The organism is Enterobacter sp. MGH 38 (assembly GCF_000492855.1).
GTDB lineage: Bacteria > Pseudomonadota > Gammaproteobacteria > Enterobacterales > Enterobacteriaceae > Enterobacter > Enterobacter hormaechei_C.
The window spans coordinates 61089-76361 of the sequence record NZ_KI535608.1; the positions used below are offsets into that span (position 1 = coordinate 61089).

Here is a 15273-nt window from a genome sequence, read left to right on the forward strand (position 1 = left end):
GGCAATATCGTAGTGTAAAGTTAGCCGTATATGTACACAATAAAGATAAACCACTGCATGATTAAGAATATTATATGTGGATTGATCCAGGTTTATGTTTTTTCAGGTTTTTTGAACTGAGGGTTAACTGGCGAGCCTTGAAATAGGTACGCCCAGCTTGTTCTCGATTCTTATCTTCATGGCGTAAATGTTTTTAACATTTGTAGCATTCTTCATGGCTATCTTTTTCGGGAGTTGTCCCTTATACAATTCAGAAAACAGGGCGTATTCATTTGCACTAAGTTTGGCTTTCTTCTCCGAAGGTCGCGTTATCTTGCCAAGGAACGACTGGCGAATTTTAAATTTTATATCATCAATAATATCATCATGAAAAATGACGGTGCTGATTATTGTTTCGCTTGTGTCGTTATAAAACCAGTAATGGGCAATCGCGGCCATCTTTTTATCAGTTATCAGGATCAGTCTTGCGTTTTTAAAACGATCTAACCAGCTGTTTGTTAAGAAAAAATTTATATTCTTATAGTTAAAATCAATGACTACAATGGGTTGAGAAATGATTTTAACCGTAATGTTGTTAAAGTATTGTAATATACCTTCTATCAAAAAAGAGTTATTTTCAGGCCAGATATAAAATTCAGAACCATTACACTCGCCCTGTTGTTCAGTACGAAAAGAAGGAAAAACACATTTATTCATACACCCATAGCAGCGCATAGTGTTGTCGTTGTGCTCAATATGTCTAATAGTAACGATATCCATGTGATAAAACTCTATGCGTTAAAATTATAAATGTTAAATCTACTATAATATATCAATATTTATATTAATAATGCATTAAGGAAAAAAACGAGTTGTGATGAGATAAAGCATCGTTTATCCAGGAATTTTCTACAGAAATTAATCCCCATCCGTGATTGTCGATTTTTTTACGCAATACCATTTAAGGCTAATTCACCAGGCGGGTGATAGAAACTCCCAGTTTGCGCTCAATTCTGTTTTTCATGGCATAGGTGTTTTTGACGCTAGTACCGTTCTGATACGCGATTTTTTTAGGTGTCCATCCATTGAACAAGAACGAAAACAGGCTGAATTCATTCTGGCTCAGTTTTGGCCTACTCCCGGATGGTTTGATCGTTTTTGCCAGGAACGTTTTCTTCAGTTTCGTGGCAACCTCCTCAGCGGAATCATCATAAAAGATAATAGAGCTGATGGTGGTCTCTAACGTATCGTTATAGAACCAGTAATGGGCAATCGCCGTCATCTTTTTGTCAGTGACGAGGATAAGGCGCATATTTTTGAATTGTTCGAGCCAGCTATCGTTCAGAAAATAGGTGATATTTTTATGGCTAAAATCAATAATCACGACTGGCTGAGAAATATATTTGTCGCTCACACATTCAAAATAGTGCCGGATACCTTCTACAAGGTAAGAATTGTTATCAGGCCAAATATAGCATTCAAGTCCTGTGCAGGTTTTACGAGCGCACGCTTCAGCGTCACCAAACAGGCATTTTTTCACACAACCATAGCAATGCATCGACGGCGTGTGGCTCACCTGCTGACCATCATTATGAGATAAATAAATAGAGTTATTAGTGTGAAATAACATATTACACCTTATACGCGATGATTAAGCACGATATTAGTTTTGGACGAAGCATCAACCTCGTCGTTTGATGTGAGGCATCATACTGAATACCTGGTATAAGTCTTAATTAAATAGTCTGAACACACCTTTTCAGGCTGCATTTAAGATTTAAGTCTATATTTTTCAAGTACTTACATGTTTTCTTAAATGGCCGATTTACGGGTTTTAGGGTTATTGTTCTTCTGTTTTGTTAATGGGTGGTTATTTGTTTTCACTTGGTAATGCTATTGCAATTAACATAATGTTAAACATTGAAGGACTAAACTTTATAAGGTTGGAATAGAATGTTTCGATAAAAATAAAAGAGGGGGTGGGCGGGAGCGTCAGATTCAGTGTGAATGTAAATATTGCTTATTTACCAGGTCGCGCATTAGGTTCTCGTACGACCTGGCTAAAGTAAACGACGATGTCCTTTATTTATTTTCTATGCTAAAACGATCGGCATCCTGCCAGGCCGGAAACTTCTCGCGATATTCCGTTAGCGCAGTTAACGAAAGCTCGGCGTCAATTCGCGTGGCCTGATGCGGCTCGGCTGTAGCAATAATTTCTCCCTGCGGGCTTATTACCCGGCTGTCGCCGCGATAATGGTGTCCGTTACCATCCGTGCCTACGCGGTTACATCCCACAATATAAGCCTGGTTTTCAATTGCCCGCGCCGTTAATAACGCCTGCCAGTGAAGTGAACGTGGCGCAGGCCAGTTGGCAACATACAGCGCCAGGTCATAATCGTTGCGGTTGCGCGACCACACCGGGAAGCGCAGGTCATAGCAGACCAGCGGCAGAATACGCCAGCCACGCCATTCAAATACCACGCGTTCGCTTCCGGCTTCATAATGTTGATGTTCATCCGCCATGCGGAACAGGTGGCGCTTATCGTAGAAATGCACCTTTCCCTCTGGCTCGACCAGCAGGAAGCGGTTAACCGGCCCGCGTTCGGTCTGGAGGGCGACGCTACCGGCAATCAGCGCGTTTGTCTCCTGCGCTTTGGCGTGCATCCAGGCCACAACCTCGTCCTGCGGCATCGACTGTTTTGCAGCCTCCATCGCAAAACCCGTGGTGAACATCTCCGGCAGGACAATCACATCGCGACCGCTAATCTCTTCGAGCTGGCGATCGAAATGGCGAAGGTTGGCTGGACCGTCCATCCAAACTAAAGGCTGCTGCAAAACAGAAATCTTCAAACCAGGCACGATACCGACTCCTTAAAAGATCGCTTTTTGACACTGTAGCACGTCATTACGAGAAAATGTGGCATTAAAAAACCCCGCACGGAGCGGGGTTGATGGACGCTGAACGTCTTATGCGGCTTCAGGTTTGCGGTGCTTCTCCGGCAGCTTTACCGGCTGTGTCGCCAGCTCTTCTGGTTCGAAATCATCCACGTTAATACTGCGCAGACGGCTCTCTTCGGCTTTCACCAGAATCGCAGCTTCGCTGTTGTCGATGATGCCACCCGCCAGCGCCTGTTTTGCCAGCTCATCCAGTCGTGTAAACGGCAGATTTTTGCCCAGCTGTTTGCAGATCTTCTGGTGAATCGGGTCGGCGGCCATCACGTCAAGCAGCGCCTCTTCCAGCAAACCTACCGGGTTATGCGGGGTAGGTGCCAGATATTGACCCCGACCAATACGAGAGCGGGTTGCGCTCGGTACCTGGAGGATCTTCGCTACCTTGTGATCCAGCTTGTCGGACGGCGCCAGGTGATGACGACCGGTCGGGAAGATCACGACGCGCAGGGCACCTGCCACGAAGCGGTTCGGGAAGTTCGCCAGCAGATCGTCAATTGCCTGTTCGGCCTGATACATCGCATCCTGCACGCCCCAGTGCACCAGCGGCAGATCCGCTTCCTGACGGCCTTCATCGTCGTAGCGTTTCAGCACCGCAGAGGCCAGGAAGATCTGGCTCAGCACATCACCCAGACGGGCGGAGATGCGCTCGCGACGCTTCAGGCTACCGCCCAGCACCGCCATGGAAACGTCAGACAGCAGAGCCAGGTTGGCGCTCAGACGGTTAAGGTGCTGGTAGTAACGTTTGGTCGCATCACCGGTTGGCGTCGCGCTGGTCAGCCCGCGCGTCAGGCCCAGCCAGAAGCTGCGCACCTTGTTACTGCCGACGTGACCGATATGTTTGAACAGCAGCTTGTCGAAGGCATCCACATCATTATTCTGAGCGGCAGCCATCTCTTCCAGCACGTACGGATGGCAGCGAATGGCGCCCTGACCGAAGATCATCATGCTGCGGGTCAGGATGTTTGCCCCTTCAACAGTGATGGCAATCGGAGCGCCCTGATAGCTGCGTGCCAGGAAGTTGCCTTCACCGAGCATGATCCCTTTACCGCCTGCGATATCCATTGCATCAATAATTGACTGCTGTGCACGGTGGGTACAGTGGTATTTCACAATTGCCGACAGCACGGCGGGTTTTTCGCCCAGCATAATTCCGTAGGTAATCAGCGAGGCTGCGGCGTCCATCACGTATGCATTGCCCGCAATACGCGCCAGCGGCTCTTCGATACCTTCCATCTTGCCGATGGAGATTTTGAACTGACGGCGGATATGCGCGTAAGCCCCAATCCCCATCGCCACCGATTTCAGACCGCCGGTTGAGTTCGACGGCAGGGTAATGCCGCGGCCCACAGACAGACATTCTACCAGCATACGCCAGCCCTGACCGGCCATTTTCGGGCCACCGATGATGTAATCAATCGGGACAAAGATATCCTGACCGCGGGTAGGACCGTTCTGGAACGGTACGTTCAGCGGGAAGTGACGGCGACCAATCTCAACACCTGGGGTCGAGGTTGGGATCAGCGCACAGGTAATGCCCAGATCTTCTTCACCGCCCAGCAGTTTTTCCGGGTCAGAGAGTTTGAACGCCAGGCCCAGCACCGTGGCGATAGGCGCGAGGGTGATATAACGTTTGTTCCAGGTCAGGCGCATGCCCAGCACCTGCTGGCCCTGCCACTCGCCCATGCAAACCACGCCGGTATCGGGGATCGCGCCGGCATCAGAGCCCGCCTCCGGGCTGGTCAGCGCGAAGCACGGAATTTCCTGGCCACGCGCCAGACGCGGCAGGTAGTGATCTTTCTGCTCTTCTGTACCGTAATGCTGTAACAGCTCGCCCGGGCCTAAGGAGTTTGGCACGCCAACGGTAATCGCCAGGATCCCGGAGACACCCGCCAGTTTTTGCAGCACGCGAGCCTGAGCGTAAGCGGAGAATTCCAGACCGCCATACTCTTTCTTAATGATCATCGCGAAGAAGCGATGCTCTTTCAGGTATGCCCACAGCTCAGGCGGCAGGTCGGCCATTTCGTGAGTGATGGCAAAGTCGTTTGCCATGCGGCACGCTTCTTCTACCGGACCATCAATAAAGGCCTGTTCTTCGGCGGTCAGACGCGGCTGTGGATAGTTGTGAAGCTTTTTCCAGTCCGGGTTGCCCTGGAACAGATCGCCTTCCCACCAGGTCGTACCGGCGTCAATCGCTTCTTTCTCTGTACGCGACATCGGCGGCATCACTTTACGGAATCCCCTGAACACCGGCACAGAGATCATCGACTTACGCATCGGCGTCAGGTTAAACGGCAGTAAAATGATGGCCAGGGGAACAAGAACCCAGATATTCCACAGGCCAGCGACGCCAAGTGCAGCCGTCCAGGCCAGAAGAATCAGGCTACTCAGGAATAAACTAACACGGTGATAGAACAACACACCGAGCAGTACAACGGTTGCGAGAATGCTCAAAATCATCATAAAGAAAAGCTCCCTTGCTTGTAGGAGGTCTGACCACTTGTGATGATATGGTTGTAGTTGATGTCATTTCCTTTAGCAATGTGTTTACAAAATAATTACAACCTGGTTCACATTGTTCGCGTTTTAGCCGGCACAAAAAATCAAAACGCCGGACGATTCGCATGGCTTTAGCTTCTCGCTTTTACTGCTATCCGGTACACTCCACTGTGTTATTTCATCAATACTGAAGGATTATCCTCATGTACCAGGATCTTATTCGTAACGAACTGAACGAAGCGGCGGAAACGCTGGCGAACTTTCTGAAAGATGATGCCAATATTCACGCTATTCAGCGCGCGGCGGTCCTGCTTGCCGACAGCTTCAAAGCCGGCGGTAAAGTGCTCTCCTGCGGTAACGGCGGTTCCCACTGTGACGCCATGCACTTCGCCGAGGAGCTGACCGGACGCTATCGCGAAAACCGTCCGGGCTACCCGGCGATTGCGATTTCCGACGTGAGCCACATCTCCTGTGTAGGCAACGATTTTGGTTACGACCACATCTTTTCCCGCTACGTTGAAGCCGTAGGCCGTGAAGGCGATGTGCTTCTCGGTATCTCCACGTCCGGTAACTCCGCTAACGTGATCAAAGCGATCGCCGCCGCGCGTGAGAAGGGCATGAAAGTGATCACCCTGACCGGGAAAGATGGCGGTAAGATGGACGGTACAGCGGACATTGAAATCCGCGTTCCACACTTCGGTTATGCCGATCGCGTTCAGGAAATTCACATCAAAGTGATCCACATCCTGATCCAATTGATCGAAAAAGAGATGGTTAAGTAAGACTTCGCTGGGGGGCGCCGGTGCCCCCCGCTGTTGTGGAGGTGATCTATGTGCGAACTGCTCGGGATGAGCGCCAATGTGCCAACCGATATCTGCTTTAGTTTTACCGGGCTGGTTCAGCGCGGTGGAGGAACCGGGCCGCATAAAGACGGCTGGGGCATTACCTTCTACGAAGGCAAAGGATGCCGCACGTTTAAAGATCCACAGCCCAGCTTTAACTCACCCATTGCCAGACTGGTGCAGGACTATCCTATTAAATCCTGTTCGGTGATCGCGCATATTCGCCAGGCCAATCGCGGCGAAGTGGCGCTGGAAAATACCCATCCGTTTACCCGTGAACTGTGGGGCCGTAACTGGACCTACGCGCACAACGGGCAGCTCTCGGGCTATAAATCACTGGAAACCGGCAATTTTCGTCCTGTCGGTGAAACGGACAGCGAAAAAGCATTTTGCTGGCTGCTGCACAAGCTGACCGAGCGCTACCCCCGTACGCCCGGCAACATGACCGCCGTTTTTAAATACATAGCGTCACTGGCGTCTGAGTTACGCGAGAAGGGCGTCTTTAATATGCTGCTGTCTGACGGGCGCTACGTGATGGCGTTCTGCTCGACAAATCTGTTCTGGATCACCCGACGTGCGCCGTTTGGCGTCGCCACGCTGCTCGATCAGGATGTGGAAATTGATTTTCAGAAGGAGACCACACCGAACGATGTGGTCACTGTCATTGCAACGCAGCCGCTGACGGGCAACGAAACCTGGCAAAAGATCATGCCAGGCGAGTGGGCGCTATTTTGTCTCGGGGACCGCGTAATTTGACGCCAGCTGCGGCTGAACCACTTCATGGCTGAGCGGTTTACTCACCACGTAACGGCCATTGACGATGGACACCACCGGCGGCTTATGGGTCTGCTCGAAGTAGTCATAGCCCGGTTTTAGCTGTTTCCAGAAATCTGTGTAAACAGAGTACTTATGGCGTGCCATGTTCGCATCCGTCATACGGAACGGATAGATGCTGACCTGAACATTCGGCTGACCGAAGACCAGTGCGCCCGTGACAAACTGGAAGATTTCATCAATGCCGGAATCCGTCATCGCATAACAGCCGACAGACACGCAGGCGCCGTGGATCATCAGGTATTTCCCTTCGTAACCGTGCGCACGGTCGAAGGCATTGGGGAAACCGATGTTAATCGCTTTATAGAAGCGGCTGTCCGGTTTTAGCTGGTTACGCTGAACGTTGTAAAACCCTTCCGGACTTTTGAAGTCACCCTGCCGCTGTTTCGGCCCCAGCCCGCCAGAATAGTTACAGATTTTGTAGCTATCGAGCAGCTGATAAGTCTCGCCCATTTTGACAAACAGATCGAGTGTGCGCTCTTCCTTGAAGATTTGAATATAAACCGGGGATCCCATCAACTGCTGTTTATACTCTTTACTGATCGGCGTCGTTGAACTATTACTGCCAAGCAGCCCGGCAAACGACATGCACGGTATCAGAAGCATCGCAATGAACAATGCGATTTTACGCATACTACTGGTTCCTTGATAAAACAATGACCAACTTGCCAGAACGGCAAAAGACACCCGAAATCAGACTAATCTGGACAGGAGCGCTCACATTAGCACCGATGGAGATTTTCGCAAGAGCCAACCTTTGAGTTTACAAATTAGTTTTACTTTATAACCCATTCACATTGTCCTGACTCCAGGAACTTTGCGCAATAGCTCGCATTTCGGCGCGCCAGACGGCGGATTTGCTGCCCCTGGCAGGGCCGAAAATGGTACACTCCGGCCTCTCTGGATTGTTGTTCATGGATACCTGCTAACCACATGTTTAGAATCAGAAAAGGACTCGATCTGCCAATCTCTGGCGTGCCTGAACAGCACGTTACCACCGGCGCCAGTATTCATCATGTCGCCATTGTAGGTGATGATTACGTGGGCATGCGTCCTGCGATGCTGGTACAGGAAGGCGATCGCGTAATAAAAGGCCAGGCACTCTTCGAGGATAAAAAAAATCCTGGCGTTATGTTTACAGCCCCAGCCAGCGGCACCGTTGTTGCCATCCATCGTGGTGAGCGTCGCGTCCTGCAATCGGTTGTTATTCAAATTGAAGGTGATGAGAAACGCGAATTTGCGCGTTTTGACGCCGCCGATCTCGCCACCCTCAGCCACGACGTGGTGCAGACGCAACTGCTGGAGTCGGGACTGTGGACGGCGCTTCGCACGCGGCCCTATAGCAAAACGCCCGTGCCAGGCACTGTGCCGGCCGCTATCTTCGTTACGGCCATCGACACCAACCCGCTCAGCGCAGATCCGCAGCCTCTTATCCTGGCGGAACGAAAAGCTTTCGATGCCGGCCTCACCGTGTTAACACGCCTGACGCCGGGCAAAGTGCATGTCTGCCAGGCCAGCGGCGGTAAGCTGGGCGGTCATCCGCAAGGGCAGGTGGCCTTTAATGAATTTGCCGGCCCGCATCCGGCGGGGCTGGTGGGAACGCATATTCATTTCCTGGAGCCGGTAAGCCTGACGAAACAGGTCTGGCATCTTAATTATCAGGACGTGATCGCTATCGGTAAGCTGTTCACCACGGGTGAGCTGTGCGCAGAACGCATTATTGCCATCGGCGGCCCTCAGGCAACCCAACCGCGTCTGGTTCGCACGCTGCTTGGGGCTGACCTGACGGCGCTGTTGGCTGGCGAAACGAAAGAGGGTGAAAACCGTATTATTTCCGGTTCGGTGCTGAGCGGCAGGCACGCGACAGGCCCGATGGCCTGGCTGGGTCGTTTCCATCTTCAGGTGAGTGTGGTGCTTGAAGGACGCGATAAAGAGCTGTTCGGCTGGGTACTGCCTGGCGCAGAAAAATACTCGGTAACCCGCACCACGCTCGGCCACTTCCTGCGTCATAAGCTGTTTAACTTCTCCACCAGCACCAACGGCGGTGAGCGCGCCATGGTTCCGATTGGCAACTACGAACGCGTGATGCCGCTGGATATTCTGCCCACCGTGCTGCTGCGGGATCTCCTGGCCGGTGATACCGACGGTGCCCAGGCGCTGGGCTGTCTGGAGCTGGACGAAGAAGATCTGGCGCTGTGTACCTATGTGTGTCCAAGTAAATACGAATATGGACCCGTATTGCGCGAGGTGTTAACCCGCATTGAGCAGGAAGGATAAACATGGGCTTAAAACACCTCTTTGAAAAAATTGAGCCGCACTTTACCGAAGGGAAGCTCAAAAAGTACTACCCGCTGTATGAAGCGACAACGACCATTTTCTACACGCCGGGTCTGGTAACGAAAGGCGCGGCGCACGTTCGCGACGCCATCGACCTCAAGCGAATGATGATTCTGGTCTGGTTTGCGGTCTTCCCGGCCATGTTCTGGGGGATGTATAACGTTGGGTTGCAAACTATTCCGGCGCTGCACCATATGTATGATGCAGAGCAGCTGGCGCAGGTGATTCAGTCTGACTGGCACTATCGTCTGGCACAGTCGCTGGGGGTGAGCTTTGCGGCAGATGCCGGCTGGATCAGCATGATGACGCTGGGCGCTGTCTTCTTCCTCCCCATCTATATGACTGTCTTTATCGTGGGCGGTTTCTGGGAGGTGCTGTTCGCCATTATTCGCAAACATGAGATCAACGAGGGCTTCTTTGTTACCTCTATTCTGTTTGCGCTGATTGTTCCGCCAACGCTGCCGCTCTGGCAAGCGGCGATGGGGATCAGCTTTGGCGTGGTGATTGCCAAGGAGATCTTCGGCGGGACCGGACGCAACTTCCTCAACCCGGCGCTGGCAGGACGCGCGTTCCTGTTCTTTGCTTATCCGGCGCAAATCTCGGGCGACCTGGTGTGGACGGCAGCAGACGGATTCTCCGGCGCGACGCCACTTTCACAGTGGGCGGCTGGCGGCGGCGAAACGCTGGTCAATAATGCAACCGGACAGCCTGTCACCTGGTTTGATGCGTTTATCGGCAATATTCCAGGCTCCATCGGTGAAGTGTCTACCCTGATGATTTTGATCGGCGGGGCTATCATCCTCTTTGGCCGCGTGGCGTCCTGGCGCATTGTCGCTGGCGTCATGCTCGGGATGGTACTCACCGCCACGCTTTTCAACTTCATTGGTTCAGACACAAACCCGATGTTCTCCATGCCGTGGTACTGGCACCTTGTGCTGGGAGGCTTTGCGTTTGGCATGATGTTCATGGCCACCGATCCGGTCTCAGCTTCGTTTACCGACAGAGGTAAATGGTGTTACGGCGCGCTCATTGGGGTGATGTGTGTACTGATTCGCGTGGTCAACCCGGCTTATCCGGAAGGGATGATGTTGGCCATTCTGTTTGCCAATCTGTTTGCGCCGCTGTTCGACTACCTGGTCGTGCGCGCCAACATTAAGCGGAGGAAGGCGCGTGGCTGAGATCAAAAATAACGACAGCATCAGCAAAACGCTGCTGGTGGTGCTGGTACTGTGTCTGGTTTGTTCCATTGTCGTGGCCGGTTCTGCCGTAGGGTTGAAACCGCTACAGCAGGAGCAACGTGCGCTGGATAAACAGCGTAACATCCTGGCCGTTGCCGGGCTGATGCAGGAAGGCATGACGAAGGATGACGTCGCAGCGGTGTTTGCCGAACGTATTACCGCACGGCTGGTGGATTTAAAAACCGGGGAGTTAATGGATAAAGACCCGGCGAAATACAACCAGGCGCTGGCGCTAAAAGATCCGCAAATGAGCACCACGCTTGACGCCTCGCAGGATCCGGCAGGCATTAAGCGCCGCAGCAATGTCGCGGAGATTTACCTCGTCCGTGACGAGCAAAAACGCATTCAGAAAATCGTGTTGCCCATCTATGGCAACGGTTTATGGTCAATGATGTACGCCTTTGTGGCGCTGGATACCGACGGCCGTACGGTTAAAGGCATTACTTATTACGATCAGGGCGAAACGCCGGGGCTGGGGGGCGAAGTTGAGAACCCTAACTGGCGGGCACAGTTTGTTGGTAAAAAAGTGCTCGACGACAACGGCCAGCCTGCGCTGAAGGTGGTAAAAGGGGGCGCGCGTCCCGGCGATGAATTTGCCGTTGATGGCCTTTCCGGCGCCACGCTCACCTCAAACGGTGTGCAGCACAGCTTTGATTTCTGGATGGGTGAACTGGGCTTTGGTCCCTTCCTGAAGAATGTACGTGAAGGAGCGCTGAATAATGGCTGATACGGGTGAACTGAAAGAAGTTAAAAAGGTGCTGATTGGCCCGCTGTTAGCCAATAACCCGATAACGCTTCAGGTGCTGGGGGTGTGCTCGGCGCTGGCGGTCACCACCAAGCTGGAAACGGCGGTGGTCATGACGCTGGCGGTAACGCTGGTGACAGCGTTTTCCAGCATGTTTATCTCAATGATCCGCCACCACATACCCAACAGCGTAAGGATCATCGTGCAGATGGCGATCATCGCCTCGCTGGTGATCGTGGTCGATCAGCTCCTGCGCGCCTTCGCCTATGAAACCTCGAAGCAGCTTTCGGTGTTTGTCGGCCTGATTATCACCAACTGTATCGTGATGGGGCGTGCTGAAGCCTATGCGATGAAAATGCCGCCGCTGGCGAGCTTTATGGACGGTATCGGCAACGGCCTGGGTTACGGCGTAATCCTGTTGACGGTTGGTTTCCTGCGCGAACTTATTGGCAGCGGCAAGCTGTTTGGCATTCCGGTGTTGGATACGGTACAGAACGGCGGCTGGTATCTGCCGAACGGCCTGTTCCTGCTGGCCCCAAGCGCATTTTTCATTATCGGTTTGCTGATCTGGCTGATTCGTACGTTGAAGCCTGAACAGCAGGAAAAGGAGTAACCGACAATGGCTCATTACCTGAGTTTATTTGTGCGCGCGGTGTTTGTTGAAAACATGGCGCTCGCTTTCTTCCTGGGCATGTGTACGTTCCTTGCCGTTTCTAAAAAGGTATCGACGGCATTTGGTCTGGGCGTGGCAGTTACCGTTGTGCTGGGGCTTTCCGTTCCGATTAACAACCTGGTATTCAACTTCGTGCTGCGCGATGGCGCGCTGGTGGAGGGGGTTGATCTTAGCTTCCTGAACTTCATCACCTTTATCGGAGTGATTGCGGCGCTTGTTCAGATCCTGGAGATGATCCTCGATAAATACTTCCCGTCGCTGTACAACGCGCTGGGGATCTTCCTGCCGCTGATCGCCGTGAACTGCGCCATTTTTGGCGGTGTTTCCTTTATGGTTCAGCGTGATTACAACTTCAGTGAATCGGTTGTGTATGGCTTCGGTTCCGGTATCGGCTGGATGCTGGCGATTGTTACCATGGCGGGGATCCGTGAAAAAATGAAATATGCCAACGTACCTGCGGGGCTTCGTGGCTTAGGGATCACCTTTATCACCACCGGCCTGATGGCGTTGGGCTTTATGTCCTTCTCCGGTGTGCAGCTATAAGGGCTAACAAATGGAAATTATTCTTGGCGTGGTGATGTTCACGCTGATAGTACTGGTGCTGTCAGGGCTGATCCTGGCGGCGCGTGCGAAGCTGGTCAATTCCGGGGATGTGATCATTGATATCAATGACGATCCGCAGAATCAGATCCGTACCCCGGCAGGGGATAAGCTGCTTAACACGCTCTCCGGCAACGGGATTTTTGTCTCGTCTGCCTGTGGCGGCGGTGGCTCCTGTGGCCAGTGCCGTGTGACGGTGAAAGAGGGCGGCGGTGATATTCTGCCAACGGAACTGTCCCATATTACGAAGCGTGAAGCGAAAGAGGGATGCCGTCTGGCGTGTCAGGTCGCTGTGCGCCAGAACATGAAGATTGAGCTGCCGGAGGAGATCTTCGGCGTGAAAAAATGGGAGTGCGAAGTTATCTCTAACGATAACAAAGCCACGTTCATTAAAGAGCTCAAGCTGCGTGTCCCTGAAGGGGAGAGCGTCCCGTTCCGTGCGGGTGGGTATATCCAGATTGAATGTCCGGCACACACCGTCGCGTATGCTGACTTCGACGTGCCCGAAGAGTACCGGGCCGACTGGGATAAATTTAACCTCTTCCGCTTCGTTTCCGAGGTAAAAGAGCCCGCGCTCCGCGCCTATTCCATGGCTAACTACCCGGAAGAGAAGGGCATTATTATGCTCAACGTGCGTATCGCCACGCCGCCACCGAATGTGCCTGATGCCCCCCCTGGCGTCATGTCATCCTATATCTGGTCCCTCAAGCCTGGCGACAAAGTGACGATTTCCGGCCCGTTCGGCGAATTCTTTGCCAAAGATACTGACGCGGAGATGGTCTTTATCGGCGGCGGAGCGGGTATGGCGCCGATGCGTTCGCATATCTTTGACCAGCTCAAACGACTTGGCAGCAAGCGCAAGATCAGCTTCTGGTACGGAGCGCGTTCACTGCGCGAAATGTTCTATGACGATGAGTTTGAACAACTGGCACGTGATAACCCTAACTTTACCTTCCATGTGGCGTTATCCGATCCGCAGCCGGAAGATAACTGGACAGGCTATACGGGCTTCATCCACAACGTGCTGTATGAAAATTACCTCAAACAGCACCCGGCACCGGAAGACTGCGAGTTCTATATGTGTGGTCCACCAATGATGAACGCGGCCGTGATTAAGATGCTAAAAGATCTTGGCGTGGAAGATGAGAACATCATGCTCGATGATTTCGGAGGCTGATTATGCTGACCTTTCTGGCGACCTTTGCGGTGTTTGTGCTGGTGATCTTCGGCATGTCCTTAGGCTGGATCATCAAGCGTAAAAGCATTCAGGGCAGTTGCGGAGGCATCTCTTCCATCGGAATGGAAAAAGTGTGCGATTGTCCGGAACCGTGCGATGCGCGGAAAAAGCGGATGGCTCGCGAGCAGCAACGCATTATTTAGTCTTCCTGGTCGGGTAAGGCAACGCCGCCACCCGACAATTCCCATGCACACTTCTCAACCCTCATTTGTTTACTGTATACTTATCCAGTAACGAGTGAGGGCTTACTATGCGCAAAATAATCCACGTCGATATGGACTGCTTTTTTGCCGCAGTGGAGATGCGTGACAACCCGGCGCTGCGGGATATTCCCATTGCCATTGGCGGCAGCCGGGTACAGCGCGGTGTCATCAGCACCGCCAACTATCCTGCTCGCAAATACGGCGTGCGCAGCGCCATGCCGACAGCGATGGCGCTGAAACTGTGCCCGCATCTCACTCTTTTGCCCGGACGTTTTGATGCCTATAAAGAAGCATCGAGCCACATTCGGGAGATCTTTTCCCGCTACACCTCACTGATTGAACCGTTATCGCTGGATGAAGCCTATCTGGATGTCACCCACAGCGTGCACTGCCACGGCTCCGCCACCCTGATGGCGCAGGAGATCCGCCAGACTATTTTCAACGAGCTGAACCTGACGGCATCGGCGGGTGTCGCGCCGGTCAAATTTCTCGCCAAAATCGCCTCCGATTTAAATAAGCCCAACGGCCAGTACGTTATCACTCCGGAAGAAGTTTCGGCGTTTTTAAAGACGCTGCCGCTCAGCAAAATCCCCGGAGTGGGCAAAGTCTCCGCCGCGAAGCTGGAAAGTATGGGGCTACGCACCTGCGAAGACGTTCAGCGCAGCGATCTGGCGCTGCTGCTTAAGCGTTTTGGCAAGTTTGGCCGCGTACTGTGGGAACGCAGTCAGGGCATTGATGACCGGGATGTGAACAACGAACGGCTGCGTAAATCGGTCGGCGTTGAACGCACGCTGAGTGAAGATATCCATGACTGGACCGAATGTGAAACCATTATTACGGAACAACTCTATCCTGAACTTGAACGACGCTTACTGAAGGTCAAACCGGATCTGCTTATTGCCCGGCAGGGCATCAAACTGAAATTTAACGATTTTCAGCAAACGACGCAGGAACACGTCTGGCCACGCCTCAACAAAGAGGATCTTATCGCGACGGCAAAAAAGGCATGGGAAGAACGGCGGGGCGGGCGAGGGGTGAGGCTGGTGGGGCTGCACGTCACCTTGCTGGATCCGCAGCTGGAGCGTCAGCTGGTGTTGGGACTGTAGATTACGCTAATTGTAGGCCCGGTAAGCGTAG

Annotated in this window: 15 protein-coding genes; 10 read left to right on the forward strand and 5 right to left on the reverse strand. The window is 52.5% G+C overall.

Translation table 11 applies throughout. From position 1 onward, the window contains the following. Positions 1–123: 123 nt before the first annotated feature. The 4 genes from L384_RS11000 to fadE form a co-directional block, all read right to left on the reverse strand. Complete coding sequence (locus tag L384_RS11000) at positions 124–759, reverse strand: hypothetical protein (protein ID WP_023324197.1); 636 nt, start codon at positions 757–759, stop codon at positions 124–126. A 187-nt stretch (positions 760–946) separates the two neighbouring features. After that, entirely contained in the window at positions 947–1609 is a 663-nt protein-coding gene (locus tag L384_RS10995; RefSeq protein WP_023315470.1) for a helix-turn-helix transcriptional regulator, read from the reverse strand. 452 nt (positions 1610–2061) lie between these two features. Beyond that, a complete protein-coding gene (locus L384_RS10990) occupies positions 2062–2838 on the reverse strand; it encodes an amidohydrolase (RefSeq protein WP_023324198.1) in 777 nt (258 codons plus the stop codon). A gap of 108 nt (positions 2839–2946) precedes the next feature. Next, entirely contained in the window at positions 2947–5391 is a 2445-nt protein-coding gene (gene fadE, locus L384_RS10985; protein ID WP_023315472.1) for an acyl-CoA dehydrogenase FadE, read from the reverse strand. Between the two features lie 239 nt (positions 5392–5630). Between fadE and lpcA the strand changes: the two genes are divergently transcribed. Both lpcA and L384_RS10975 read left to right on the forward strand, forming a co-directional pair. After that, complete coding sequence (gene lpcA / locus L384_RS10980; RefSeq protein ID WP_003863232.1) at positions 5631–6209, forward strand: D-sedoheptulose 7-phosphate isomerase; 579 nt, start codon at positions 5631–5633, stop codon at positions 6207–6209. Positions 6210–6257: 48 nt separating this feature from the next. After that, positions 6258–7025, forward strand: coding sequence for a class II glutamine amidotransferase (locus L384_RS10975; protein ID WP_017383120.1), 768 nt, complete (start codon positions 6258–6260; stop codon positions 7023–7025). Here the strand turns inward: L384_RS10975 and dpaA are convergent. Continuing rightward, positions 6996–7736, reverse strand: a complete 741-nt coding sequence (gene dpaA / locus L384_RS10970) for a peptidoglycan meso-diaminopimelic acid protein amidase (protein WP_023315473.1) — start codon at positions 7734–7736, stop codon at positions 6996–6998. The two genes, L384_RS10975 and dpaA, sit on opposite strands and share 30 nt — an antisense overlap. A gap of 300 nt (positions 7737–8036) precedes the next feature. On the opposite strand from dpaA, the gene L384_RS10965 reads away from it, so the two are divergent. The 8 genes from L384_RS10965 (at position 8037) to dinB (ending at position 15242) form a co-directional block, all read left to right on the forward strand. After that, positions 8037–9380, forward strand: coding sequence for a Na(+)-translocating NADH-quinone reductase subunit A (locus L384_RS10965; RefSeq protein WP_023324199.1), 1344 nt, complete (start codon positions 8037–8039; stop codon positions 9378–9380). Between the two features lie 2 nt (positions 9381–9382). After that, positions 9383–10618 (forward strand): NADH:ubiquinone reductase (Na(+)-transporting) subunit B, encoded by a 1236-nt coding sequence (locus tag L384_RS10960; RefSeq protein ID WP_022647143.1) that lies wholly within the window; start codon positions 9383–9385, stop codon positions 10616–10618. After that, positions 10611–11405, forward strand: a complete 795-nt coding sequence (locus L384_RS10955; protein ID WP_003863221.1) for a Na(+)-translocating NADH-quinone reductase subunit C — start codon at positions 10611–10613, stop codon at positions 11403–11405. Before L384_RS10960 ends, L384_RS10955 begins: the two co-directional genes overlap by 8 nt. Further along, positions 11398–12036 (forward strand): NADH:ubiquinone reductase (Na(+)-transporting) subunit D, encoded by a 639-nt coding sequence (locus L384_RS10950; protein WP_003863219.1) that lies wholly within the window; start codon positions 11398–11400, stop codon positions 12034–12036. The genes L384_RS10955 and L384_RS10950 overlap by 8 nt, the downstream gene beginning before the upstream one ends. 6 nt (positions 12037–12042) lie before the next feature. Next, entirely contained in the window at positions 12043–12639 is a 597-nt protein-coding gene (gene nqrE / locus L384_RS10945) for an NADH:ubiquinone reductase (Na(+)-transporting) subunit E (protein WP_003863217.1), read from the forward strand. Between the two features lie 10 nt (positions 12640–12649). After that, a complete protein-coding gene (nqrF, locus tag L384_RS10940) occupies positions 12650–13873 on the forward strand; it encodes an NADH:ubiquinone reductase (Na(+)-transporting) subunit F (protein WP_023315477.1) in 1224 nt (407 codons plus the stop codon). Between the two features lie 2 nt (positions 13874–13875). Next, positions 13876–14076 (forward strand): (Na+)-NQR maturation NqrM, encoded by a 201-nt coding sequence (gene nqrM, locus L384_RS10935; protein WP_003863212.1) that lies wholly within the window; start codon positions 13876–13878, stop codon positions 14074–14076. A gap of 107 nt (positions 14077–14183) precedes the next feature. Next, on the forward strand, positions 14184–15242 hold the full coding sequence (dinB, locus tag L384_RS10930) for a DNA polymerase IV (protein WP_003863209.1): 1059 nt from the start codon (positions 14184–14186) through the stop codon (positions 15240–15242). Positions 15243–15273: the final 31 nt, after the last annotated feature.

What these genes read in the sequence shown, in the direction of transcription:
- nqrF (WP_023315477.1), top strand. Translation starts at nt 12,650, where the DNA reads ATGGAAATTATTCTTGGCGTGGTGATGTTCACGCTGATAGTACTGGTG.
- nqrM (WP_003863212.1), top strand. Translation starts at nt 13,876, where the DNA reads ATGCTGACCTTTCTGGCGACCTTTGCGGTGTTTGTGCTGGTGATCTTC.
- L384_RS10950 (WP_003863219.1), top strand. Translation starts at nt 11,398, where the DNA reads ATGGCTGATACGGGTGAACTGAAAGAAGTTAAAAAGGTGCTGATTGGC.
- dinB (WP_003863209.1), top strand. Translation starts at nt 14,184, where the DNA reads ATGCGCAAAATAATCCACGTCGATATGGACTGCTTTTTTGCCGCAGTG.
- nqrE (WP_003863217.1), top strand. Translation starts at nt 12,043, where the DNA reads ATGGCTCATTACCTGAGTTTATTTGTGCGCGCGGTGTTTGTTGAAAAC.
- lpcA (WP_003863232.1), top strand. Translation starts at nt 5,631, where the DNA reads ATGTACCAGGATCTTATTCGTAACGAACTGAACGAAGCGGCGGAAACG.
- L384_RS10975 (WP_017383120.1), top strand. Translation starts at nt 6,258, where the DNA reads ATGTGCGAACTGCTCGGGATGAGCGCCAATGTGCCAACCGATATCTGC.
- dpaA (WP_023315473.1), bottom strand. Translation starts at nt 7,736, where the DNA reads ATGCGTAAAATCGCATTGTTCATTGCGATGCTTCTGATACCGTGCATG.
- L384_RS10965 (WP_023324199.1), top strand. Translation starts at nt 8,037, where the DNA reads ATGTTTAGAATCAGAAAAGGACTCGATCTGCCAATCTCTGGCGTGCCT.
- L384_RS10960 (WP_022647143.1), top strand. Translation starts at nt 9,383, where the DNA reads ATGGGCTTAAAACACCTCTTTGAAAAAATTGAGCCGCACTTTACCGAA.
- L384_RS10995 (WP_023315470.1), bottom strand. Translation starts at nt 1,609, where the DNA reads ATGTTATTTCACACTAATAACTCTATTTATTTATCTCATAATGATGGT.
- L384_RS11000 (WP_023324197.1), bottom strand. Translation starts at nt 759, where the DNA reads ATGGATATCGTTACTATTAGACATATTGAGCACAACGACAACACTATG.
- fadE (WP_023315472.1), bottom strand. Translation starts at nt 5,391, where the DNA reads ATGATGATTTTGAGCATTCTCGCAACCGTTGTACTGCTCGGTGTGTTG.